The organism is Paractinoplanes atraurantiacus (assembly GCF_900215205.1).
Lineage (GTDB): Bacteria > Actinomycetota > Actinomycetes > Mycobacteriales > Micromonosporaceae > Actinoplanes > Actinoplanes atraurantiacus.
The window spans coordinates 423,442-445,114 of the sequence record NZ_OBDY01000002.1 but is presented as its reverse complement, the minus strand read 5'-3'; the positions used below and the strand labels follow the sequence as shown (position 1 = coordinate 445,114).

Annotated in this window: 30 protein-coding genes and 1 pseudogene; 13 read left to right on the top strand and 18 right to left on the bottom strand. The window is 69.3% G+C overall.

All coding sequences use genetic code 11. The annotated features are described in order from the left end of the window. The first annotated feature begins 47 nt into the window (after positions 1 to 47). Entirely contained in the window at positions 48 to 1,910 is a 1,863-nt protein-coding gene (nhaA, locus tag CRP55_RS08590; RefSeq protein WP_097319129.1) for a Na+/H+ antiporter NhaA, read from the top strand. A gap of 373 nt (positions 1,911 to 2,283) precedes the next feature. Here the strand turns inward: nhaA and CRP55_RS08585 are convergent, their stop codons facing one another. Then, positions 2,284 to 3,000: a DUF4142 domain-containing protein gene (locus CRP55_RS08585; protein ID WP_097319128.1), complete on the bottom strand. Its 717-nt coding sequence runs from the start codon at positions 2,998 to 3,000 to the stop codon at positions 2,284 to 2,286. Positions 3,001 to 3,209: 209 nt separating this feature from the next. Here CRP55_RS08585 and CRP55_RS08580 point away from each other — a divergent pair, with 209 nt between their 5' ends. After that, a complete protein-coding gene (locus CRP55_RS08580) occupies positions 3,210 to 3,749 on the top strand; it encodes a hemerythrin domain-containing protein (protein ID WP_245922877.1) in 540 nt (179 codons plus the stop codon). A gap of 573 nt (positions 3,750 to 4,322) precedes the next feature. Here the strand turns inward: CRP55_RS08580 and CRP55_RS08570 are convergent. Both CRP55_RS08570 and CRP55_RS08565 read right to left on the bottom strand, forming a co-directional pair. Beyond that, positions 4,323 to 5,669, bottom strand: a complete 1,347-nt coding sequence (locus tag CRP55_RS08570; RefSeq protein ID WP_097319127.1) for a sensor histidine kinase — start codon at positions 5,667 to 5,669, stop codon at positions 4,323 to 4,325. After that, on the bottom strand, positions 5,666 to 6,343 hold the full coding sequence (locus CRP55_RS08565) for a response regulator transcription factor (RefSeq protein WP_097319126.1): 678 nt from the start codon (positions 6,341 to 6,343) through the stop codon (positions 5,666 to 5,668). Before CRP55_RS08565 ends, CRP55_RS08570 begins: the two co-directional genes overlap by 4 nt. A 191-nt stretch (positions 6,344 to 6,534) precedes the next feature. Here CRP55_RS08565 and CRP55_RS08560 point away from each other — a divergent pair, with 191 nt between their 5' ends. From CRP55_RS08560 to CRP55_RS08540, 5 genes are all read left to right on the top strand, one after another. Next, positions 6,535 to 6,930 carry an SPW repeat protein gene (locus CRP55_RS08560; RefSeq protein ID WP_097319125.1) on the top strand — a complete coding sequence of 132 codons (396 nt, stop codon included), beginning with the start codon at positions 6,535 to 6,537 and terminating at the stop codon, positions 6,928 to 6,930. Between the two features lie 70 nt (positions 6,931 to 7,000). Further along, complete coding sequence (locus tag CRP55_RS08555) at positions 7,001 to 7,285, top strand: GlsB/YeaQ/YmgE family stress response membrane protein (RefSeq protein WP_097319124.1); 285 nt, start codon at positions 7,001 to 7,003, stop codon at positions 7,283 to 7,285. Continuing rightward, entirely contained in the window at positions 7,282 to 7,836 is a 555-nt protein-coding gene (locus tag CRP55_RS08550) for an STAS domain-containing protein (protein WP_097319123.1), read from the top strand. Before CRP55_RS08555 ends, CRP55_RS08550 begins: the two co-directional genes overlap by 4 nt. Before the next feature lie 75 nt (positions 7,837 to 7,911). Further along, positions 7,912 to 8,274, top strand: a complete 363-nt coding sequence (locus CRP55_RS08545) for an iron-sulfur cluster assembly accessory protein (protein WP_143234467.1) — start codon at positions 7,912 to 7,914, stop codon at positions 8,272 to 8,274. A 100-nt stretch (positions 8,275 to 8,374) separates the two neighbouring features. Further along, a complete protein-coding gene (locus CRP55_RS08540) occupies positions 8,375 to 9,028 on the top strand; it encodes a DUF4396 domain-containing protein (RefSeq protein ID WP_218854220.1) in 654 nt (217 codons plus the stop codon). Between the two features lie 18 nt (positions 9,029 to 9,046). Here CRP55_RS08540 and CRP55_RS08535 read toward each other — a convergent pair whose 3' ends face one another. Next, positions 9,047 to 9,556: a general stress protein gene (locus tag CRP55_RS08535; RefSeq protein WP_097319120.1), complete on the bottom strand. Its 510-nt coding sequence runs from the start codon at positions 9,554 to 9,556 to the stop codon at positions 9,047 to 9,049. Positions 9,557 to 9,756: 200 nt separating this feature from the next. Here CRP55_RS08535 and CRP55_RS52855 point away from each other — a divergent pair, with 200 nt between their 5' ends. Beyond that, positions 9,757 to 9,915: a hypothetical protein gene (locus tag CRP55_RS52855; protein WP_179855085.1), complete on the top strand. Its 159-nt coding sequence runs from the start codon at positions 9,757 to 9,759 to the stop codon at positions 9,913 to 9,915. 18 nt (positions 9,916 to 9,933) lie between these two features. Here CRP55_RS52855 and CRP55_RS08530 read toward each other — a convergent pair whose 3' ends face one another. From CRP55_RS08530 to CRP55_RS08515, 4 genes are all read right to left on the bottom strand, one after another. Beyond that, a complete protein-coding gene (locus CRP55_RS08530) occupies positions 9,934 to 10,443 on the bottom strand; it encodes a hypothetical protein (RefSeq protein WP_097319119.1) in 510 nt (169 codons plus the stop codon). 152 nt (positions 10,444 to 10,595) lie between these two features. Beyond that, a complete protein-coding gene (locus tag CRP55_RS08525) occupies positions 10,596 to 12,413 on the bottom strand; it encodes a glycoside hydrolase family 15 protein (protein WP_097319118.1) in 1,818 nt (605 codons plus the stop codon). An 11-nt stretch (positions 12,414 to 12,424) separates the two neighbouring features. Beyond that, positions 12,425 to 13,477 carry a glucose 1-dehydrogenase gene (locus CRP55_RS08520; RefSeq protein WP_097319117.1) on the bottom strand — a complete coding sequence of 351 codons (1,053 nt, stop codon included), beginning with the start codon at positions 13,475 to 13,477 and terminating at the stop codon, positions 12,425 to 12,427. 72 nt (positions 13,478 to 13,549) lie between these two features. Next, positions 13,550 to 13,864 carry a BON domain-containing protein gene (locus CRP55_RS08515; protein WP_097319116.1) on the bottom strand — a complete coding sequence of 105 codons (315 nt, stop codon included), beginning with the start codon at positions 13,862 to 13,864 and terminating at the stop codon, positions 13,550 to 13,552. Between the two features lie 169 nt (positions 13,865 to 14,033). Between CRP55_RS08515 and CRP55_RS08510 the strand changes: the two genes are divergently transcribed. Beyond that, positions 14,034 to 14,930, top strand: a complete 897-nt coding sequence (locus CRP55_RS08510) for a serine/threonine-protein kinase (protein ID WP_179855084.1) — start codon at positions 14,034 to 14,036, stop codon at positions 14,928 to 14,930. Here the strand turns inward: CRP55_RS08510 and CRP55_RS08505 are convergent. Both CRP55_RS08505 and CRP55_RS08500 read right to left on the bottom strand, forming a co-directional pair. Beyond that, entirely contained in the window at positions 14,848 to 15,264 is a 417-nt protein-coding gene (locus CRP55_RS08505) for a PRC-barrel domain-containing protein (RefSeq protein WP_097319114.1), read from the bottom strand. The two genes, CRP55_RS08510 and CRP55_RS08505, sit on opposite strands and share 83 nt — an antisense overlap. A gap of 25 nt (positions 15,265 to 15,289) precedes the next feature. Beyond that, a complete protein-coding gene (locus CRP55_RS08500; RefSeq protein WP_097319113.1) occupies positions 15,290 to 15,556 on the bottom strand; it encodes a hypothetical protein in 267 nt (88 codons plus the stop codon). Positions 15,557 to 15,706: 150 nt separating this feature from the next. Between CRP55_RS08500 and CRP55_RS08495 the strand changes: the two genes are divergently transcribed. From CRP55_RS08495 to CRP55_RS08480, 4 genes are all read left to right on the top strand, one after another. Further along, positions 15,707 to 16,273, top strand: coding sequence for a copper chaperone PCu(A)C (locus tag CRP55_RS08495; protein WP_179855083.1), 567 nt, complete (start codon positions 15,707 to 15,709; stop codon positions 16,271 to 16,273). A gap of 140 nt (positions 16,274 to 16,413) precedes the next feature. Beyond that, entirely contained in the window at positions 16,414 to 16,701 is a 288-nt protein-coding gene (locus CRP55_RS08490) for a hypothetical protein (RefSeq protein ID WP_097319111.1), read from the top strand. A gap of 149 nt (positions 16,702 to 16,850) precedes the next feature. Further along, positions 16,851 to 17,189, top strand: a complete 339-nt coding sequence (locus CRP55_RS08485; RefSeq protein ID WP_097319110.1) for an STAS domain-containing protein — start codon at positions 16,851 to 16,853, stop codon at positions 17,187 to 17,189. Between the two features lie 94 nt (positions 17,190 to 17,283). Next, positions 17,284 to 17,571, top strand: a complete 288-nt coding sequence (locus CRP55_RS08480; RefSeq protein ID WP_097319109.1) for a HesB/YadR/YfhF-family protein — start codon at positions 17,284 to 17,286, stop codon at positions 17,569 to 17,571. Positions 17,572 to 17,618: 47 nt separating this feature from the next. Here the strand turns inward: CRP55_RS08480 and CRP55_RS08475 are convergent, their stop codons facing one another. The 8 genes and pseudogenes from CRP55_RS08475 to CRP55_RS08440 form a co-directional block, all read right to left on the bottom strand. Continuing rightward, entirely contained in the window at positions 17,619 to 18,035 is a 417-nt protein-coding gene (locus CRP55_RS08475) for a PRC-barrel domain-containing protein (protein WP_097319108.1), read from the bottom strand. A 120-nt stretch (positions 18,036 to 18,155) separates the two neighbouring features. After that, complete coding sequence (locus tag CRP55_RS08470; protein WP_097319107.1) at positions 18,156 to 18,464, bottom strand: BON domain-containing protein; 309 nt, start codon at positions 18,462 to 18,464, stop codon at positions 18,156 to 18,158. Further along, on the bottom strand, positions 18,461 to 18,808 hold the full coding sequence (locus CRP55_RS08465; RefSeq protein WP_097319106.1) for an STAS domain-containing protein: 348 nt from the start codon (positions 18,806 to 18,808) through the stop codon (positions 18,461 to 18,463). The genes CRP55_RS08470 and CRP55_RS08465 overlap by 4 nt, the downstream gene beginning before the upstream one ends. A gap of 90 nt (positions 18,809 to 18,898) precedes the next feature. Beyond that, positions 18,899 to 19,927 (bottom strand): SPFH domain-containing protein, encoded by a 1,029-nt coding sequence (locus CRP55_RS08460; RefSeq protein WP_097319105.1) that lies wholly within the window; start codon positions 19,925 to 19,927, stop codon positions 18,899 to 18,901. A gap of 27 nt (positions 19,928 to 19,954) precedes the next feature. Then, positions 19,955 to 20,419, bottom strand: a complete 465-nt coding sequence (locus CRP55_RS08455; protein ID WP_097319104.1) for an NfeD family protein — start codon at positions 20,417 to 20,419, stop codon at positions 19,955 to 19,957. Positions 20,420 to 20,543: 124 nt separating this feature from the next. Then, positions 20,544 to 20,849 carry a DUF421 domain-containing protein gene (locus tag CRP55_RS54440; RefSeq protein WP_245922876.1) on the bottom strand — a complete coding sequence of 102 codons (306 nt, stop codon included), beginning with the start codon at positions 20,847 to 20,849 and terminating at the stop codon, positions 20,544 to 20,546. A gap of 142 nt (positions 20,850 to 20,991) precedes the next feature. Continuing rightward, positions 20,992 to 21,354, bottom strand: a complete 363-nt coding sequence (locus CRP55_RS08445; protein WP_143234465.1) for a hypothetical protein — start codon at positions 21,352 to 21,354, stop codon at positions 20,992 to 20,994. Continuing rightward, positions 21,351 to 21,638: pseudogene (locus CRP55_RS08440) on the bottom strand (DUF3040 domain-containing protein); the annotation flags it as partial. The pseudogene CRP55_RS08440 and the gene CRP55_RS08445, both read right to left, overlap by 4 nt. Positions 21,639 to 21,673 lie beyond the last annotated feature (35 nt).

Here is a 21,673-nt window from a genome sequence, read left to right as displayed (position 1 = left end):
TGGTCGGCGATGGATGAACCCTGTCCTGCCGCGAAAGGGCTGCGACGATGAGTGTTTCCGCGTTGGTGCGCCGCATCTCCGACGGCGGCCAGGCGCCGCGTACGGAACGGACCCTGCGCCTCGACCGCCGCATCCGCACCGTTCTGGTCACCGAGACCCGGGGCGCGGCCGCATTGCTGGCCGCGACCGTTCTGGCGCTGGTCTGGGCCAACCTGCCCGGCGACAGCTACGAGACGCTGTGGCACACGGAGTTCGGCGTCGGGCTCGGCGGCGCCGCGATCACCGAGGATCTACGGCACTGGATCAACGACGGCCTCATGGTGTTCTTCTTCCTGCTCGCCGGCATGGAGATCCGCCGCGAGCTGAGCTTCGGCGACCTGCGCGACCGGCGGGCGGCGACGGTGCCCATCCTGGCCGCCGTGGGTGGGATGGTCGTCCCGGCGGTCATCTTCGCCGTCCTCACCGCGGGCACCTCGGCCCAGCACGCGTGGGGCATGGCCATGGCCACCGACATCGCCTTCGCCCTGGGCGTGCTGGCGCTGGTCGGCCCGCGCTGCCCGGCCAACGTCCGGGTCTTCCTGCTCACCCTCGCGGTGGTCGACGACATCGGGGCAATCCTGGTCATCGCGGTCGTCTACACCGAGGCGATCCATCCGGTGCCGCTGCTGGTCGCGGCGGTCCTGCTCGGTGTGGCACTGGCCATGCGCGCCGCCGGCGTCTGGCGGGCCACGCCGTACTTCGTCGTCGGCGTCGCCCTCTGGGTGGCCACCGTCGAGTCCGGGCTGCACCCGACCATCGTGGGTGTGGTCTTCGGCCTGCTCACCCCGGCGTTCCTGGCCCGCACGGCCGACCTCGACCGCCTCGAGCGCATCCTGCACAAGTTCCGCCGCGAACCCGGGCCGGAGGCCGCCCGGACGCTGTCCATCGCCGCCCAGGGTGCCGTGTCGTCCAACGACCGGCTCCAATACCTGCTGCGCCCGTGGACCAGCTTCGTCATCGTGCCGCTGTTCGCGCTGGCCAACGCCGGCGTCGTGCTCAGCCCGGAAGTGCTGTCGCGGGCGGTCACCTCGCCGGTCACCATCGGCGTGTTCGCCGCCCTGGTGGCCGGCAAAACCCTCGGCATCTGGGGCGCCTCGGCGATCGTCGCGCGCACCGGCCTCGGCCGGCTGCCCACCGGCGTACGCCTGCCGCAGGTCCTCTCGGTCGGCGCCGTGGCCGGCATCGGCTTCACCGTGTCGCTGTTCATCGCCGAGCTCGCCCTCACCGACGAGCAGGTCCGCGACGAAGCCAAGATCGGCATCCTGGCCGCCGCCGTCGCCGCGACCGGACTCGGCTGGCTCCTTTTCCGCATCACCGGCCGCCGTACAGCCACCGGCGAGGCCACGGCCCTGCGACCACCCGTCGAGCCCACCGGCGAACACCACCGTGGCCCCCTCGACGCCCCCATCGAGCTGGTGCAGTTCGGCGACTACGAGTGCCCGTTCTGCCGCGAGGCGGCGCCGGCCGTGGCCGAACTCCTCGCCCGGCATCCCGGTCGCCTGCGCTACGTCTGGCGACACCTGCCGCTGGACGAGATTCACCCGTACGCCCGCCGCGCCGCCCAGGCTGCCGAGGCGGCCGCCGCCCAGAACGCCTTCTGGCCGATGCACGACCGCCTCATTACCGCCGAGAGCCTCGATGACGACGCCCTGGCCGAGATCGCCCGCGCGGCCGGGCTCGACGTGCCCCGCTTCACCGTCGACCTGGACACCGCCATCATCGCCGCCCAGGTCGACGCCGATGTGCGCAGCGCCCACGACAGCGGCGCCGACGGCACCCCCACCTTCTTCCTCAACGGAACCCGCGTCGACGGCCCGCTCGACGCGGTGATCGCCGCCGTGGACCAAGCCGCCGAGGCCGTACCGGCCTGAACACCGGCAACCCGGCGCGCAGAAATTGTCATCTCGTTGTCAAGGGACCGGAGCAGCATCGCCACACGGCACGGACAGAGTGTTCTACCAGGGCCATGAGGAGGCTCTTGGTGCCGGGGCGGCGCACCGGTCCAGGCGCCGCCCCGCGCCGCTGAATCGACCGGCAGGATGACGGGGACGGCGCCCGAACGGGCGTCAAGCACGGCGTGCAGCCAGTTGACCAGCTTGTGGGCCGCGAAGTCGTCGCGAGCGATCAGCTCATCGGCCGGGTCGTCCTGCACCAGAAGCAGATCGACCACCTACGCCTCCCCCTAAAGCATGCACTCGTGCATGCAACAGCCATCACAGGAAAGGGGATTGCTCGCCGCCGCGGTCAACGGCGCACGCGCATCACACGGACGGCGGCCAGGCCGGCCAGACCGGCGGCGCCGATCAGCATCATCCACAACACCATCGGGCTGACCGGCGGCGTCACGCCGGCGTTGGCCGCGGCGATGCCGATCTTCGAAACGTCCTGCGCCGGCGGCAGGGCGGCCGGGGGCAGCTTTTCGTACTGCACCAGGCCGGTGCTCTCCAGCATCTTCATGTGGTTCATCACGAAGATGTTGGCGTCGTCGGCCAGCTTCCGCACTACCGGGTTGCGAGTGGAGGCCCGCACGGCGCCGATCACCGGGAAGATCTTGCCGTGGGCGGCGCGCAGCCGGGTGACGAAGGTCTGGTCGAACTGCACCCCTTTGTTGTTCTGCATCTCGGTGAGCCAGCCCTGCTGTTCGGCAGTCGGCGTGGACGGGATAGTGGCGCCTAACTTGTTCGCCGCGTCCACGACGAGCTGGTCGAGACGAACGTGCTGGTCAGCGATCATCTGGCCGACCTGGCGTACCTTGCCGCCGTTGCCCTTTTGAGCCGCCATCTGCCCGGCCGGGATCTCCCACAGCCCGGCCTGGCGCACCCCGTTGAGCAGCATCATGTCGGCCGCGTTGAGCTGAGTCGGCACGGAAGGCGCCGCTTCAGCGGGGACCGGCGCCAGAATGAACAGTCCGGCTAGGACGGCGGTCAGGGCACCGCTTCGAGCAGTGGACGCACGGAACATGGGGACCTCCTTCAGGCGTCCAGGGGTACGGCCCCGATGTCGAAAAGGTTCACCTGTGCATTTATTTCTTGGGACGTTGGTCCTTGGTCAGTCCTTCTGGCTTGACGGGTGATCCGGCGATTACTCCGCTGAAGCCCGGGTACGCCGGATACGTTCCGGTCGGCGACGTCAAGGGATCAATGATGACAACCGAAACGGGCGAGCAGGATGTGATCGACCTGCTCATCGGCCAGCACCAGCAGATCAAGGCACTGCTCGCGGAGGTGAAGAGCTCCGCAGGTGAGCAGCGGAAGGAAGCCTTCGCCGAGCTCGTCCGCCTGCTCGCGGTGCACGAGAGCGCCGAGGAGCAGATCGTGCATCCCGCGGCCCGCGATGACGCCGGCGATGACGTCGTCGACGCCCGGCTGCGGGAAGAAGACGACGCCAAGACGCTGTTGAACGAGCTCTATGAGATGGGCCTCGACGCGCCCCGCTTCGAGACCCGGTTCGCGGCCCTCGAAACAGCCGTCCTGACGCACGCCGAGCAGGAAGAACAGACCGAGTTCCCGGCGTTGCGCAAGGGCACCACTGCGGGCCGTCTGCGTCTCATGGCGGGCGCGGTGCGAGTCGCTGAGGCCATCGCGCCGACCCGGCCGCATCCGCAAGCCGGTACCCACCCGCTCAACAACCTGATCATGGGGCCGCCGGTCGCGATCTTCGACAAGGTCCGCGAGGCCGTCGGCGACTGGCGTCGCTCGCACGACGCGTAGGCCCGTCACTTCTACGCAGGGCTGAGCAGTGCCGCGTAATCGGTCGCGTGCAGCGGAGCACCCGTCAGTGTCCCGTCAGCGCGGGGTACCTCGAGACGCCGGCCGTCGCGGGTGAAGGTGACCGCGCTGACATCGGCTCGTGCGGTCAGGGTGCAGACCATCTGCCCGTACGCCAAAATCTCGTTGTTGCGGGCGCTGCCCTCGTCGGCCTCGGTGATCGCGACGGTCGCCTGAGACCCTCCTCGACGGCTCCGGCCACTGTCATCCCGGTCAGGGCCGTGGACAGGCCGCTCTCGCTCTCGGCCGGCGTCGGCCCGGCCGCGAGGTCGTCCAGTTGCTGCCGCACGCTGGGGTAGTCCTGCGCTCGCCGCACTACCTGAACCAGCTTGTCGTCGCGAACCAGGCACAACACGGACGCGACCTCGCCGGGCCGGCTCTCGGCCGACGCCGAGACCACCGGATCCGTGAGGGGCTTGCGCGGTAGCTCGACCGGGTGCGGTTCGTCCTGGGGGGACACCCCGCATGCGCCGATCAGCAGGGCGGTCGCCGCGGCCACGAGCAGAATGGGGTGTCTCATCCTTGATACTCCGGTAGGTCGATGCGGAACCGGGCGCCGCCGCCGGGACGGTCGGTCACGCTGACGGATCCGCCGTGCGCGGCGGCGTGCTCGGCGACGATCGCCAGACCGAGCCCGGTCCCCTCGCCGGCGCCGCGGGCGTTCGCGGCCGGCCCCCGTACGAAGCGATCGAAGATCGACGAGCGGAGATCCTCCGGCACGCCCGGCCCCGCGTCGTCCACCTCGAGAAAGCCCGGCCCGACCCGGACGGCGACCGGTCCCCCGCCGTACCGGACGGCGTTCTCCACGAGATTACCCAGCGCCTGCTCGATCCGCCGCGCGTCGATGTCCCACGTTCGCGCGTCGTCTCCGGCGGTGATCTCGACCAGGTCGTCGCCGAGCCGGTGCGTGCGGACGACCCTGGCCGCCAGTTCGACGATGTTGGTGGCCTCGCGTTGTGCCGGCTGATCACTGCGGGCCAGCTCCAGCAGGTCACCGACCAGCTCCTGGAATCGGCTGATCTCGTCGGTGATGAGACCGACGGCGGCCGCGGTCCGCTCGTCCAGGCCGTCACGGCGGCGGTCGACCACACTCACGGCGGCGGCCAGGGTCTGCAACGGTGAGCGCAGCTCATGGCTGACATCGGCCGCGAAGCGCCGGTCTCGCTGCATCCGACGGGTCAGCTCGTCGGCCATGTGGTTGAACGAGGCCGTCAGCGGGGCCAGGTCCGGTTCGGTGTCCGGGTCCAGACGGGTACCGAGGTCGCCGTCGGCGATGCCGCGGGCCGCGTCGGCAACCCAGCCCAGCGGGCGCAGGGCGTGCCGGGTGACGTACCAGCCGACGGCCGCCCCACCAGCGGCCATCATGGTGGCGACCGCGGCCAGCACCAACGCAAGAAGCTGTAGCGTCTGCTCGAGTTCGCGCAATGTGACGATCTCGTAGAAAACCGTGTCTTCGTCCAGGGGTACGGCGACCACGACCGCCGGCACCCCATCGCGGTCGACGCGCTGCGCGGCGGCCTGTCCACCGGCTGCCTTCTCCTGTAGCGCCGCCGGCACGGCGGCGTGCGCGTCGGTGTCGGCGCTACGCGCGTACCAGCGGCCACTCCGCTGCACCAGGACGTACCGGTCAGCGCCGATGTCCAGCGAACCGAGCACGTCGCCGACGTTGGCGTTGCGCCTGGCGAGGCCGGCGTCCACCGCCGACGCGTCGAAGTAGGTGGATCGCACCGCGGTCCGTTCCCGCTCGCGCAGCAGGGTGCTACGAGTCAGCTCGTACGACATGACCGTCACGCAGGCCGACAAAGCGAGGGCGCCGACCGCGAAGGCGGCACTGACCCGGGTGCGCAGACCCGCTCGCCTCACGGCTGCAATTTGTAGCCGAGACCGCGCACGGTCACCAGGTGGCGCGGTTTGCCCGGCACTTCCTCGATCTTCTGGCGGAGCCGGCCGACATGCACGTCCACCAACCGCTCGTCGCCGATCTCGTAGCCCCAGACCCGGTCGAGCAGTTGCTCGCGCGATAGGACCTGACCGGCATGATCGGCCAGCTCGCACAACAGGCGGAACTCCGTGCGGGTCACCGGCACCTCGGTCCCGTGCCGGCGCACCTCGCCCGCTTCGGGCCGCAGCTCGAGATCTCCGAAGGTGAGTACCCGCAGGGCCGGCGTCGAGGCAGCGCGGGTGCGGCGGCGCAGCGCCCGCAGCCGGGCCGCGAGTTCCTTGACCGCCACCGGCTTGATCAGGTAATCGTCCGCTCCGGCTTCGAGCGCGGCCACGATGTCGTGGGTGTCGTCGCGGGCGCTGATCACCACGATCGGCACGTCGTCGTCACGGCGCAACTGCCGGATGCACTCATACCCGTCCATGCCCGGCAACATGAGGTCGACCAGTACGGTGTCGGCGGCGACGCGGCGCTGCTCGGCCAGCCCGTCCTCGGCGGTGGCCGCCCCGTACGCCGTATAGCCCTCATCCTCCAGCGCCAGAGTCAGCGACAGCCGGATCCGATCGTCGTCCTCGATGAGCAATACCGCGGTCATACCCGCATGATGCCCGGTGAATCAGGTGCGGACACGTCGCTCGTGCCGAACCGCCGTCTTGTCACACAACTGTCATGCCAGACCGGCCAGAGCGTGGCAGCCGTCATAGGACTGTCACTGATCCGCGGTGTCACCGCCACCCGCCGGCGGCACGCTGAAGACATCGGGTAATCAACGTGGAGGGGCCTGGCATGACATCGCTCGCACGTCCACGATCAGGCACGGCCCGGCGGCTCACGACCGACCTGATCTACACACCCAGCGCCTTCGTGGCTCTGGCCGGACTGTGGATCGCCGTGACCCCGCTGGTCGTCGACGATGTGGCGGGCTATCCGGCCTGGAATGACGTGACGACCGGCCTGTTGCTGGTGCTCCTCGGCGGGTTGCGCGTCGTCCGCCCGCGGCGCACAGCACCGCTCGGCGTGGTCAACGTCGTCCTCGGCGGCTGGTTGATCGCCGCGCCTTTCGTCCTCGGGTTCGCGGAACGCCCCCTCGTCGCGTGGAACAACATCGTCGCCGGTGTCCTCGTCATCCTGTTCGCCGGGGTAGGCACGCTCGCCGCATTGCTGCGCAGAGCGCCGGGCTGAAACGCCGGGAACGTTGCGCCGACCACAAACGGCATGCCGAAGATGTCACCACAGCCGGAGGAACACGTTCATGACCGTCAGCAGCCTTGTCACCGCCCTCGCCGTCGGCGCGGCGCTCGGCCTAGGAGGCCGGTGGATCGGCCCGGCCCGGCGCGGCACACCGTTCTGGGTGCCGCTCGCCGTCGCCGTCGGCGCCGCGATGCTCGCCACCGTCGTCGCTCGCCTCGCCGGCATCGACACCGTCGGTGTGACAGTCGTCGAAGTCGTCCTCCAGGTGGTCTTCGCCGCGATCGGTGTCGCTTTCGTCGCCGCCACCGGCGACCGCCGGTACGACAACGCCGGACGGTCACGATGACGGTCGTTCCCGCCGGCGACCGCACAGCCCTGCTCATCTGCGATCTGTGCGGCGCCGAAGACATCTCGGCCCAAGCCGCACCCGCCGGCGATCTCGTATGGCCGCTGGTGAGCGAGCTCGGCTGGAGCGGCTCGGCCTTCCCCACCGGCCCGCACCGTTGCCCGCGATGCAGCACCGGCGAGATTCCACCGGCCGAACCGCCGGCCCGGCCCCGCACCTACGGGGCCTCGTACACCATGCGCGAGCTCGACGGGGTCGCACTCGTCACGCCGCTCACCGATCTGGACTCCACTCTCGCCGACCATCTACGCGACGATCTGATGCAGACGGCGGCCGCCCACCCGCGTGTGGTGATCGACCTGCACGCCGTGGGCTTCATCGACTCCGCCGGGCTGGGGCTCCTTGTGCGCGCCCGCCAAGAGGCCCGGCAGCACGACTCGGTGCTCGACCTGGCCGCACCGTCGCGCTTCGTGCGTACCGTGTTGCACACCATGCGCCTCGACGGCGCGTTCCGCATCTTCCCCGACCAGCAGGCCGCCCTCAACGAATAGCCGGCTTCGTCAAACAACTGTCATCGCACGGCACGAAGATCTCCACACCTGAGTGCCAGGTTCGAGTGAGAAGCGATGACTTGGGAGGTTGTTTTGCTCACCATCACGCACGACGCCGCCGCCGCGATCCGCCAACTGCTCACCGCCGCGGGTGTGCCCGAAGGATGCGCGCTGCGCATTCAGAACGCCGACATCGCGGGCCGGTTGCGCATCTTGCTGGTTTCGCATCCCCAGCCCGGAGACATCGCCCACGACGCCGGGGACGGCGCTCGACTGTATGTCGCCGAGGAGGTGATCGGACGCCTCCAGGGCAACACGCTCGACGCCCGCCCGGGGGTGCTGATACATCCGCGCGGAAACCGGCGAGTGCAGTTCGTTCTCGGCGCTACGCCGAAGCAGGACCGCACGCGCCAGCTTGCCGGCGCCGGGGTCTTTTGAGGGCGGCTGATATCGGCGTGCGAACGGGGTATCCGCTCGGTGCCCGTCGATCACGAAAGAGGTTTCCATGGCACCGAGCTGGCTGACGACCGTGGCATGGGTGGCGCTCGGCCTGGGCGGGCTGTGCGCCGCCGCCATACTCGCCGACATCTACGCCGCCGGTCATCGCCAGAAGATGCGGATCATGGAGGCGGTCTGGCCGGTCAACGCCCTCTACCTCGGGCCGTTCGCCGTTTGGGCTTACGTACGTTTCGGCCGTCCGCAGAGCCGCCGGTGGCAGCGGGAACACGGGGACGCGCCCGGCAAGCCCCACTGGGTGTCCACCACCATCGGCGTCATGCACTGCGGCGCCGGCTGCACGCTGGGCGACATCATCGCCGAGACCGGCATCTTCCTGCTCGCCATCACCATCGTCGGGCACGCGCTGTGGGCCGAGTACATCGGCGACTACGTGCTGGCGTTGCTGCTGGGCATCGTGTTCCAGTTTTTCGCCATCGCACCGATGCGCGGCCTGTCGGTCGGCAAGGGCCTGATTGAGACCGCCAAAGCCGATGTGCTGTCCTTGACGGCATTCGAGGTAGGCCTGTTCGGCTGGATGGCCCTGATGGCCTTCGTCTTCTTCCCGAACCCGCACCTGCACCCGGACACCGCCGCTTACTGGTTCCTCATGCAGATCGGCATGATCGCCGGCTTCTTCACCGCGTATCCGGTGAACGCCTGGCTCATCCGCCGCGGCATCAAAGAGGCGATGTGACGGTGGCGAGATTCCCGGTCAGTCGCCGGCCGACGAGCGCAGAGCCCGTACCGCCCGGTCGGCCAGATCCGCGTCGACGAGCACGCCGAACTTCTCCGCCTGGATCTGGGCGGGCTGGACGAACGTCCGATTCCCGCGGGTGGCGACATAGCCGACCAGCGCGACCACTGCGCCCAGGATCGCGCCGAGAACGCCCGCGTTGACCGCGAGCCAGATCGCCGACGTCTCGGGCGTAGTGAGCCCGACGAGGCTGAGCAGCCATCCGACCAGCATGCCCACCACCAGCCCCGAGACCGCTCCCCGGCCGGCAACGTCCGCGGTCGACAGCCGGCCCTGCCCGCGTTCGACGACGCGCAGGCCGCTGCCGACGATGGCGATGCGCTCCGCCGGGAGACCGGCGTCGTCCAGCACTGCCACACTTTCCTGGGCGGCACGGTGGTCGGTATGGACGGCGACCATTCGCTGGGCAACGCCGACATGGTCGTCCTGCGGCGGGCTCGAAGTGGCCAGCGGAATCTTGTCCGACATCGTTTCTCCTCCTTCTCCCGAAGCTCTGCTCCATTGACAATGGTCGTCGCAGCGCTTGACGCCGGAGCCGCAGGCCGGTGACGGTCCGGTGACGTTCCGAGCAGTGCGAGGTGTGCCGAAACCGTCATGCCTCCGTCGCACGCGTGCCACTGCACCCGTGCACTGTGGGTTGGGTACGTCATCGATGGAAGGAGGCGGATATGCGCACTGTGCTTGCTTGCCTGGCGGCGGCCGGGGCCGTCACCGTCGCCGTCGGCGCTTTCCTGACCGTCGGCTGGATGATTCTGGCCGGCACTGCCGCATTGCTCATCGCGACCGTCATGGCCGCCCTGGGCTTCTACCCTCGACGTGGTCACTAAATGTGACGCCGACGTCGTTCAGCTTGTTGCGGCGCCGGGGTGCGCTACGTCGACGTAGAAGCTGCCGACGTCCAATCCCACCCGGAAGGGCAAGCCGGCCTCCGCGACCGTGACCGACGTGCGGATCACGCCATCCGCCGCGTCGGCCGACCGAACCTCTCGAATGGCCGGCAGCTGCGCTCTGGCGCCGTCTCCGGCGTCACCGTGGATGTCTTTCAGGGTCACAGTCAAGGTGCGGCCGTCGGCTCCTCGATAGGAGACGCGATAGCCGGGACGGCTGCCGCCGTAGCTGAACAGGAGCCGGTCGAACAACGGATGCTCCTGGACGGTCACCGCGGACAGGCTCGCCGGCCGGGCGTCGCCGGCCGATCCCGGGCCGTACCGCAGGGAGGTGTTCCACTCGGGTCCTGCGACCGGGTCACCCTCCCGCACCGCGCCGGGCGCCGTACAGCCGGCGGTGACTGTTGCCGCGACGGCGACGGACAGCGCTCGGCCCGCCCGCCACGTCGCCGTCTCCCTCCGGAACACCGCACCTCCGCATCCGGTCGCCGCGTCAAGGCGGACCACCGCCAAACGTAGGACCGGCGAGCCGCGGAATCCGCACGGCTTCGTGACAGTTCCATGACCTTCGGCGACGGCCGGTTCGTGTCCGCTGCGCGTTCGCTCGATGCCGGGCTTCGTCAGCGGCCTCGCCTCGAGGTGTGCTGCTCGGCCGCGTCGGCCATTGTCTCGGTGGCTGCGCCGCTGAGTAGGCGCGCCGAATTGACCAGGCCCACAAGGCTGAAGGCCTGCGGGGTGTTGCCCAATTGGCGACCAGAGACCGGGTCGTACTCCTCCGAGAGCAGCCCCACGTCGTTGCGCACGGCCAGCAGCCGCTCGAACAGCTTCTCCGCCTCGGTGCGGCGCCCGACCGCGTGCAAGGCGTCGACGAGCCAGAACGAGCACGCCAGGAAGACGCCCTCGGCGCCGGTCAGGCCGTCCACGTTGTCATGCTCGGGCCGGTAACGCAGCAAGAAGCCGTCCCGGCTCAGACCCCGTTGAACGGCCTCGACGGTGCCCACGAATCGTGGATCGTGCGCCGGCAGGAACCCGACGCGCGGGATCAGCAGCAGGGCCGCGTCAAGGGCGGCCGACCCGTACGACTGGGTGAAGGTGTTGCGTTCGGTGTCGAAGCCCTTGGCGCACACCTCGGCGTGGATGTGGTCGCGGGCGGCACGCCACCGGTCGACCGGGCCGTCCAGACCGTGCCGCTGCACCGCGGTGACCGCCCGGTCGAAGCCGGCCCACGCCATGACCTTGGAGTGGACGAACTGCCGGCGGTCGCCGCGGACCTCCCACAGGCCGTTGTCCGGCCGCCGCCAGTTTCCCTCGAGGAAATCGAGCAAGGCACGTTGCAGGTCCCAGCCCGCCTCGGTGGCAGCGATGCCCGCCTCCCGGGCCAGATGCAGCCCGTCGAGCACCTCACCCCACACGTCGAGCTGCAACTGCCCGGCGGCCGCATTGCCGGCCCGCACCGGTGCGGCGCCTTCGTACCCGCCAAGCCAGTCCAGGGTGTACTCGGGCAGGCGGCGGGTGCCGTCCAAGCCGTACATGATCTGCAAATCGGCGGGGTCGCCGGCGACGGCCCGCAGCAGCCACTCCCGCCAGGCCTTCGCCTCGGCCTCGAATCCCGTGCCGAGCAGGACCTGAAGCGTGAAGGTGGCGTCACGCAGCCAGCAGTAGCGGTAGTCCCAGTTGCGGGAGCCGCCGAGCTGCTCGGGCAACGACGTGGTCGCGGCGGCGACGATGCCGCCGGTCGGGGCGTACGTCAATGCCTTCAGCAGGATCAGTGAACGCCGAACCTCCGGAGCCCACCGGCCGTCGTAGTCGCAGCGGCCGATCCAGTCCCGCCAGAAACGCCGCGTGTCCTCCAGCGCTCGGTACGGATCGACCGGTTCCGGCCGGCGCAGATGGGAAACCTGGTGGGTGAGCACGAACGGCACCTTTTCGCCGGCACGCACGGTGAACTCGGCGACGGTCGCCTTGTCCCGCCCGCGCAGCGGCACATCGGTGCGCAGCCACACCGCGTCCGGTCCGGCCACGGCGCCCAGATCCCGGCCCTCGTGCCGCACCCACGGGACGATCCGGCCGTAGTCGAAGCGCAGCAACAGTTCCATGCGCATCGGCAGGGTCCCGGACACCCCTTCGACGATCCGTACGACATCGGGGGCCTCGCCTCGGGGCGGCATGAAGTCGGTCAGGCGTACGACGCCGTCGCTCGTGCTCCACTCGCTTTCCAAAACCTGCGTGTCATCCCGATACCGGCGGGAGGAGACCTCACCACCGCCTGCCGGCGCGATGCGCCAGTGGCCGGCCGTCTCGTCATCGAGTAGGGCCGTGAAGCAGGCCGGCGCGTCGAATCGCGGCAGGCAGAGCCAGTCGACGGATCCGTCCCGGCCGACCAGGGCCGCGGACTGCAGGTCACCGATCAGCGCATAGTCCTCGATCCGTCCCGGCACGGCCAGTCTCCCTACGCGGTCAGATCGACGACGACTTTGATGTCACCGGGACGGGCCTGAAGCGCCCCGGCGACATCCGTCAGCGGCACCCGCCGGGTGATCAGCCTCGACAACCAATCGACATCGGCATTGCCCAGCGCTTGCGCCGCGGCGGCGTAGTGGCTCAGGTTGGCGTTGACCGATCCGACCACGACGTCGTTCTCCAGCACGATCTCCCGGTTGGCGGCGCCCACGTCGACCGCGATCTTGCGACCGACTGGGGAGACACCGGTAAGGCAGACGATCCCGTACGCGGCGGTGCTCGCCATCGCCTCGAACACCACGCTGGAGACGCCGGTGGCCTCGATGATGACGTCCGGTTGAAGATGCGCCGTCGCCTCCTCGACGCCGGCCGCATGGTAACGGGCGCCCAGCGCGTCGACCGCCTCCGGTTTCGGCCCTTTAGTGGCGAGATCCAGGACATGTACCTCCAGGCCCCGCTGCACGCCGAGCAGGGCGGCGAGCAGGCCGATCGGTCCCGCGCCGGTCACCAGCACCCGCTCGGGCCGGAACCACGACCGCGCACCGACCTTCTCCACCTGCTCCCAGGCCTTGGCGACCACCGTCGCCGGCTCCATCAGCACGCCTACCTGTTCCAGGCGGGGATCCAGCTTCACCGCGTAGTCCGTCTCGACGGTCCAGAGCTCACTGCCGTACCCGTCGATCTGTTTGATGCCCCGCTCGGTGTACCGGCCGTTGCGGCACATGTCGAACTCGCCGTGAGCGCACGCTCCGCACGGCTCCGGATCGGGCCGGCGCACCACACCGACGACCAGGTCGCCCGAGGTGAAGCCGCTGCCGGCCGGGGCGGTACGCACCCGCCCGAGCGACTCGTGGCCCAGCACGAGCCGGTCCTGGCCGGGCGGCGCCCAGCCGTACTGCCCGGCGGTGATCTCCCGGTCCGTGCCGCAGATGCCCAGGGCAACGCCCTCGACCAGCATCTCCCCCGGTCCGGGCTCCGGGTCGGCGACATCGCGAACCGCGGCCGATCCGGCCTCGAGCGGTACCACGGTCAGAGCGCGCATGTGTCTCTCCCGAGCGTCGCAGGTGTGTGGGCCGGTGATGCGCCTGCCCACGGCACAGCGCGGAAAACCGGATCAGCCGGCCCGGCGGAAGGGCCATCGCCGGTGCGACACGGTCAGCGCGTTGCACACGTCGGTCACACCGGGAGCCGACCAGGCGAGAGCCGTCGCCCGATCGCGCGCTCGCTCCGTGCCGACCTGCCCGTCGAGGATCACGACGCCGTTCTGCAGGTCGAGCGAGATCTGGCCGCGGATCCGCGGATCGGCCAGCAGCTCCTCGGCCAGCCGGACGAGCCCGTCCCCAGAACCGGTAGCCTCAGTGCGGGGTGTCTCCGCGCGCGAGTTGCGCCACGGGCTGCTGTAACCGTCGGGATACCACCAGTAGTACATGACGACCTCCCTCAGCGGGGAACTCCAGCCTCACATCGTCATATGGCGACGCACTCACGCCTACATGACATTTGTGCGACCGGCCCGGCCAGCTATGTCACGGCGAATGTCGTGGGATCGTCATGCCACCGCACGGCGCTCGCCACATCACCAGCCGATCTTGGTAGGCATGACACTGCTCGCCGGCCGCTACCGCCTCGGCGCGAGGATCGCCCGCGGCGGCATGGCCGTCGTGCACCACGCCGACGACCACGTCCTGCGCCGGCCCGTCGCGCTCAAGCTCCTCGACGAGCACGACGCCCGCGACCAGATGCGCCGCACCGCTGTGCGGCGCGAGGCGCTGTCCGCGGCCCGGCTGGCACACCCGAACATCGTCCGGCTTCTCGACTACAGCGACGCCGAGCCGTTCCTGGTCATGGAGTTGGTCACCGGCGGCACCCTCAACACCCGGCTCAAGGATCATGGGGCGCTGCCCTGGCCCGCCGCCGCCCGCCTCTGCGCCGACATCGCCGCCGCCCTCGCGTCCGCGCACGACCACGGCTTGGTCCACCACGACGTCAAGCCCGGCAACGTCATGCTGTCGCCTACCGGCGCGAAACTCACCGACTTCGGCATGGCCCGCGCACCCGGAGAAACCACCGAAGACTCCGACGGTTACGTCTGGGGCACCCCCGCCTATCTGGCGCCCGAACAACTGCGCGGCCAGCCGACCGGCCACGCCTGCGACGTCTACGCCCTCGGCCTGGTGTTCCGCGCCTGCCTGACCGGTGGCCCGCCCTGGCCCGGCACCACCGTCGAGCAGGTCCTCACCGCCCGGGCCTGCACCCCCGTCCCCGAACTGCCCGGGCCCGGCGGCCTCCCCCCGCCGCTGGTCGAGCTCTACCGCGCGTGCACCGCCCGCGAACCCTACGACCGCCCGTCGGCGCACCATGCCGCCGCGCTGTTCGCCGCGGTCGCGGCCGGTGCGCCCGGATATGGCGCCTCTACCGGAAGAATCGCCGGGCGGGCGGCACGTAACCGGGCATCCAGTACGGCAGGTAGCCGTAGTAGCCGTACAGGTCGGTGAAGTACTCGTCCCGGTCGGCCAGTTCGGGGTCGTATGCCGGAGCCTCGGCGATCCGGACCCGCGAGTGGGCGATGCCGACCTCGTCGTCGGTGACCCTTTCCACCGCCTCCACGGGAATGAACAACGGTGTGGCGCCGACGCCGAACAGCCCTCCATGCACCACGCGCAGAACCCGCACCTTCCGCTGCCCGGCGTCGATCAGCAGCTCATCGACCCTGCCTATCTCGTGGCCGTCGCTGTCCACGACCCGGCGCCCGCGAACATCGTCGGCCGGGTCGGCCAGCTTCTGACCGCTGTCGGTCAGTCGCATCATCGTGCCGGTACTGGTATTCATGTGCTTCTCCTGTTCCGGTGGGTGCTCATCGGCTGCGAGCCGGTTTTCCGCCGGCTTTCCGCCCTGCGACCAGTACGGCCAAGCCGGCGAAGACGGTCTGCGCGAAACACTCGCGGAGCTGCCCGCCCGCAGCGGTCCCGGTGGCGTGCAAAGCGAGTGTCGCGGCGGCCGCGGCCACGGAGCCGATCGCAGGCGCAAGCCAGAACGGCAGATGGCGCCACGCCGGCACAGCCCGCGCGGCAAGACCCACGATCAGTCCGGCGGCCAGGGCGGTGAGCAGATCTACAGCCATGGGTTCCACGATCGTGGGCGCCCTTGGCGAGGCACCGGCGACCCGATGACAGATCCATGACGATCTGCGGGGACCTGCCGGTGCCCATGACGGTCTCGCGACAGAACCATGAAACCGGATGCGGCCGCCTCGGACCGGGTAGGCCCAGGCATGGCCACATTCACGCGAACCACACTCAGCACAGCGGCCGTCGCCAGCCTGGTCGCGGCCGGCCTCACCGCCTGTTCCCCCGACCCCGATCCGAGCACCTATGAGGCAGGCGTCATGGGCACGAACGCCGAGATCGGCCCCATCGAGCTGCGCAGCGTGCACGTGGAGGCGCCACCCGACGCGAACTACGCGGCCGGCGCGGACGCACGGCTCTGGCTGACGCTGCGCAACGATGGCCGGGACCCGGACACGCTGACATCCGTGTCGAGCCCGGTGGCCCACGACGCCGAGATCCGCTGGGACGACGACTGCGACGGCCGGTTCGACACGGTGGACCGACTGACTCTCGAACCGGCGAATCCCGTGCCGGCCGGCGATGCGTCCCACGCGGCCTCGGTGTTCGACGCCTACCACGTGCGCCTGGTCGGCCTGACACGCGACGTGATGGCCGGCACCCGGGTTCCCGTCACTTTCGCCTTCGAGGACGCCGGCTCGATCACCGTCGAGGTGATCGTGCAGCCGAGCGTGCCCCGAGCCGAACCGAGCCTGCGCTGCGACGCCGGGTGAGGACCACGCACGACGCGACGAAAACGAACCGAATCAGGACAGCGGATGTCGCGGGATCGTCATGAGGCGGAGAGGACCTCTACACATGCCCTGACGAGATTGGGCGGCGAGAACCCGACCAGTACATAGGGAGAACCGACGTGTTCACTGTTTCGGACAGCGCCACCGCCGCCATCCGCCACATCGTCTCGCAGGCCGGTGTCCCGGACGGCGCCGGCCTGCGGATCGCCGCCAATCAGGACCACAGCGCGCTGAGCATCGCCGTAGCGCCGTTGCCGGAGCCGGGCGACACCGTCTTCCAGGCGGGCAGCGATGCCGCCCTGTTCATCGCCGACGGCGCCGGCGACCTGCTCGACGACAAGATCATCGACGCGCACACCGAGGATGACGGGCGGGTGCAGTTCGTGCTCGACAACGCTTCGCACTGATCGCCGGCACGCGGCCCGGGTGCCGGTGGCGGCCGCTACCGGCACCCGCAGTTCGTCACCAGACTGCCAAGAATTCGTCGCCGGAGAGCCGGTCTCATCCGTCATGCTGATTTCTGTGTCATTCCAGTTCGCCGCACGCGGGAGCGATCATGGACTTCACAGGTTCGGCCGACCACCACAACCAGCCCTCATTGGAGGGCAGGATCGAACGCCACAAGGACTTCACCCTCGTGGCCATTCGCGGGGAAATCGACAGAGACACCGCCGGCTACTTGGACGCGTTGCTCGGCGACGCTGAGGCAGACGCCACCGCAGCCGTCGTGGTGGACCTCGAACACGTCGGCTTCCTCGGCGCCGCCGGCGTCAGGGTGCTCGCCACACGCCACGACGAACTCAGCCGACACGGTCAAGCCCTGAATCTGGTCAACTATCAGCCCCACGTCGAGGCAGTGCTGAGGATTTGCGGTCTGCGCAGTCCGGCGGTTTGACACGAGATTGTCATGGGACCGCCGGCCGCCCTCCACATCAGTGGATGAGAGTCCGCACCGTAAACCCGTACCTTCCCCGGCCGAGGAGGAACCCGTGTTCGCCGTCTCCGACGACGCCGCCCAGGCGATCCGGCGCTTCGCCGCGCTGCCGGACGCCCCACCCGGCGCCAATCTGCGGATTGCGCCCAGCCCGACGCGAGGTTTCCTGCGGCTGTCGCTGGCCGCGAAGCCCCATCCGGGTGACCGCGTCCATCAGGCGGGTGACAACCTCGAGGTCTTCGTGGCGGAGGGAGCCGCCGGCCTGCTCGACGGCAAGACCTTGCACGCCCGTATGGATGATGACGGCGAGGTGCGGTTCCAGCTCGACCCGCTGCGGCAATGACGAGGTCCGGTGGCTGTGCCACCGGACCTCGACCCGACGAAGGTGTGTCAGCGGAAGAAGCCGCGTGACGGCGGGATGTAACCGGGCGACCAGTACGGGGCGTAGCCGTAGTAGTTGTAGAGCTTGTTGAAGTACTCGTCCCGGTCGACCAACTCTGGGTCATAGGGCGGCGCGTCGGCCACCTGGATGCGGGAACGGTCGATGCCGACTTCGTCGTCGGTCACCCGCTCGACCGCCTCCACCGGAATGAAGACCGGGGTGGCGCCGATTCCGAACAGGCCGCCGTGCTCGACGCGAAGCAACCTGACCTTCTGATGCTCGGTGTCGACCAGAAGGTCGTCGACCTTCCCGACGTCGTTGCCGTCGCGATCCTGCACCTTGCGGCCACGGATGTCCTGGCCCGGGTCGGCGAGCATCTGGCCGCTGTCGTGCAGCCCCATCATGGTTCCGGATTCGGTGTTCATCGTGCGTCTCCTCTCCCGGCCCGAGGGCCGGCCATGTCATCGAGGTACGTACGGTCCACCACGAACGCTAGGCCGCGCGATTCGCGGCTACAGCACAGAAGCTTGTCGGTTGGATGACGGTCAGCCCGCAGCGCCTTCGGGCCGCGGTGGCAGGGTAAGACGATTGCAGACGTCGAACACCTCGGGCACCGCCCACGCCACAGCGCCGGCCGCCGCCCGGGCCCGTTCCGAACTCGCCTCTCCGATCAGGATGAGGACCCGGTTCTGCACCAGGATCTCCAAGTGACGGCCGTGCACGCGGGTGTCTTCGAGCAATGCCAGCGCGGCCTGGTCAGCGATGCGCACGTCAGTTTCGATGGCTTCGCGCGACGATGCGGCCGGGACCCAGTCGCCATACCAGTCATCGGGACAGGACCAGTACGGCATCATCGCTGTTCACGCCTTCCGGACATGCGGCTCAGCAACGCCTCGAGCCGCTCCGGCGGCGCCGCGATCTGCAAGGGCGTGCCCCGGCTCCGGCTGCGGCGCCGGGCCCGGGCCAGCACATCGACGACTGCGGGTGCCATGTCCTGCGTGGCCGACACGTCGAGAACGACATGTGGGTGGTGGTCGACCGCCCAGGCAAGGCTGTCGCCCAGCACAGGCGCCATGGCCGCATCGATGTCTCCCCGCAGCCGCAGAACGGCCACCTCTCCCGATTCTGACAGGGAGATCAGTCCGGGCGCTGCTTCAAGGCCTGTTCGCACCGCGATCCCTTCCGGCTTGCCTTTCATCTGCCGGTTCAGCGTCGTGGAACCGTATGGCGACGACTCCGCCGGCTCATGACGGTCGCGTGACAAAGCTGGTGCACCGCGAGCGCCGGGTCAGGACGGCGTCGGCCTCGACACCTGAGCCTCGGCCTCCCGTACGGCCTCATTGATCTTGCTGGCCTCGGCCGCCGCGGCCTGGGCCGCGGCCACCGCCTCGCGCTCGACGGCGGCCGCGTCGACACCCGCCTTCGGGGCGTCGCCGGCCATGTTGGCCAGACCGCCCAGGGCGCCGCCCAGACCGTCGAGGGCCTTGGTCAGCTCGGTCGGCACGATCCAGACCTTGTTGGCCGAGCCGTTCGCGATCTGGGGCAGGGCCTGCAGGTACTGGTATGCCAGAACCTTCTGCGACGGGTTCGCCGTGTGGATCGCGTCGAAGACCGTACGGATGGCCTTGGCCTGGCCCTCGGCCTGAAGGATGCGGGCCTGCCGGTCACCGTCGGCTCGCAGCACCGCGGCCTGCTTCTCACCCTCGGCCGTGAGGATCTGCGACTGCTTGTGGCCCTCGGCGTTCAGGATCGCGGCGCGGCGGTCACGCTCGGCGCGCATCTGCTTCTCCATCGAGTCGCGGATGCTCGGCGGCGGCTCGATCGCCTTGATCTCGACGCGGGTGACCTTGATGCCCCAGCGGCCGGTCGTCTCGTCCAGCACCGACGACAGGTGCCGGTTGATCTCCTCGCGGCTGGTCAGGGCGCGTTCCAGGTCGAGCGAGCCGATGACGTTACGCAGCGTCGTGACGGTCAGCTGCTCTATCGCCTGGAGGAAGTTGGCGATCTCATACGTCGCGCGCTGCGGGTTGACGACCCGAAAATAGAGCACCGTGTCGATCGAGACCACGAGGTTGTCCGAGGTGATCACCGGCTGCGGCGGGAAGGAGACGACCTGCTCGCGCACGTCCACCTTGGCCCGCACCGCATCGATGAACGGCACCAGCACATTGAGCCCCGGTTCCAGGGTTTTGCGATAGCGTCCCAACCGCTCCACCACATCCATGCGCTGCTGCGGCACGATACGAACCGTTTTGACAAGCGTGACAACAGCGAACAGAACCAGAACGGCAACGACGACCACGACGACAACATCCATGCGCGACAACCACCTTGATCAGCAATTTCATTCGGGCTGGAGGCGACGCTCACCCAGACCCGGCAGGTCATCACGCCACACCACCGCGACGCCGCCATCGACTTCGACGATCCTGACCCGCTCACCGGGCAGATAGCCGCCGGAGCCCTCGAGCGAGCGGGCCTGCCAGAGCTCGCCGTCGACCTTCACCATCCCGGCGCCGGCGCCGACCTGTTCCACGACAAGGGCGGAAGCGCCCAGCATGGGAGGCAGGACCAGGTCGGCCGGGTCATCCTTGCCGAAGCGCCGCCGGAGCGCGGGCCGACCGGCCACAAGCGTCAAGGCCGAGACCCCGACGAATACGCCGGCCTGTACCGGCATCGGAGCCCCCAGTGCCGCGGCACCGGCCGCGGCTCCCGCACCTATCGAGAACATCAAAAGGAAAAGCGTAGTCGTGAAGATCTCAGCGACGGCGAGAACCACGGCGAGGATCACCCACAACACGACATCCATTACCCAATGGTGACACGGCTGTATTCGCTCGGCCACACAGGAATTCGTCGATCACCGGCGGAAAAGACACATGATTGTCATGGCACTGTCGTCGTTTCATGGCAATTGACGCCGCCTACGGCGTTCAATGTGACTCCCCGCCCGGGAGTGTGGTGAGCCGACCCGCCTGGGACGCGGGGATCACACTGAAACTGCCATCCGTCTCGAGCACGACCGCGGCCACCTCGGATAAATCCCCGATACCCCGCGACCGCACCGACTGCCGGATCTCGCCGTCGGTCACCCGCTGCGCGCGCATGGCGCCGTGCAGCATCACGCCGTCTCGCACCAGCACAGTAGGTTCGGACTTGAGCAGGCGCCGGACCAGGCCCGACCAGATCGACAGCCACGTGGCCGACAACTGCAGCACGACCAGCAGCGCGAGGGCCACCAGTCCTTCCGCCAAGGCGACGTCGCGGGACAGCAGTATGGAGCCCAGGGCGACGGTGACGACGAGGGCGAAGGTAGGCGACAGCGCACGCCGGAACGGCGACGAGGGCGCCGAGCACGCCGTCCTCAGCGACCGCCAGCCATCATTGGACCTGGAGCACGTCGCGGCCGACGCGCAGCACAACGGTGTCGTCGTCAACCTCGGCGATCTGGTCAGCGGCCACGTACCGGTCCACGCCGTGAACTCCCGACCCCAGCACCTTGAGGTAGCCGCCAGACATCAGCCGCTCCGCCTGCCTGTCCGCGAGCTCGAAGGCCTGTTCGCTGAAAGCGCCGGCGGCCCAGTCGGCGTCCCGCGAAGGGAGCGGATCGCCCGGCTCGGGCAAGATGTCTCCCGCGGTGACGTGGGTGACGGTGCCGACTCGGTCACCGTCGGCGTCCACGACCCACATACCTGCGCGGATCAGGTCAATCGGGTGGTTTTGGCCGGGTTTTTGTGCGGTCATCTGCTCTCCTCGTGGTCGTCGGCCCGCCCGTCATCCGGGTCGGCGGGATTTTCGCCCAGCCGGTGCTGCAGCAGCAGACCAGCGGTGACGGCGCATACGGTGAGCGCGGCCGCGATGGCCGCCGGAGGCCCGGCGACAAGCAGGCCCAGGCATACCGCGACCGCCAGTGCGGCGGCGACGGCGGATCCCGCGGCTACCGGATGCCGGGCGCAGCGCCCGGCGCCACCAGACAGGTTGTTCGCCAGTTCGGGATCGTTGTCCCGCAAGCCGGCTTCGATGTCGGCGAGAGTTCGCCGTTACCTCTCGTTGAGCGTGGGAC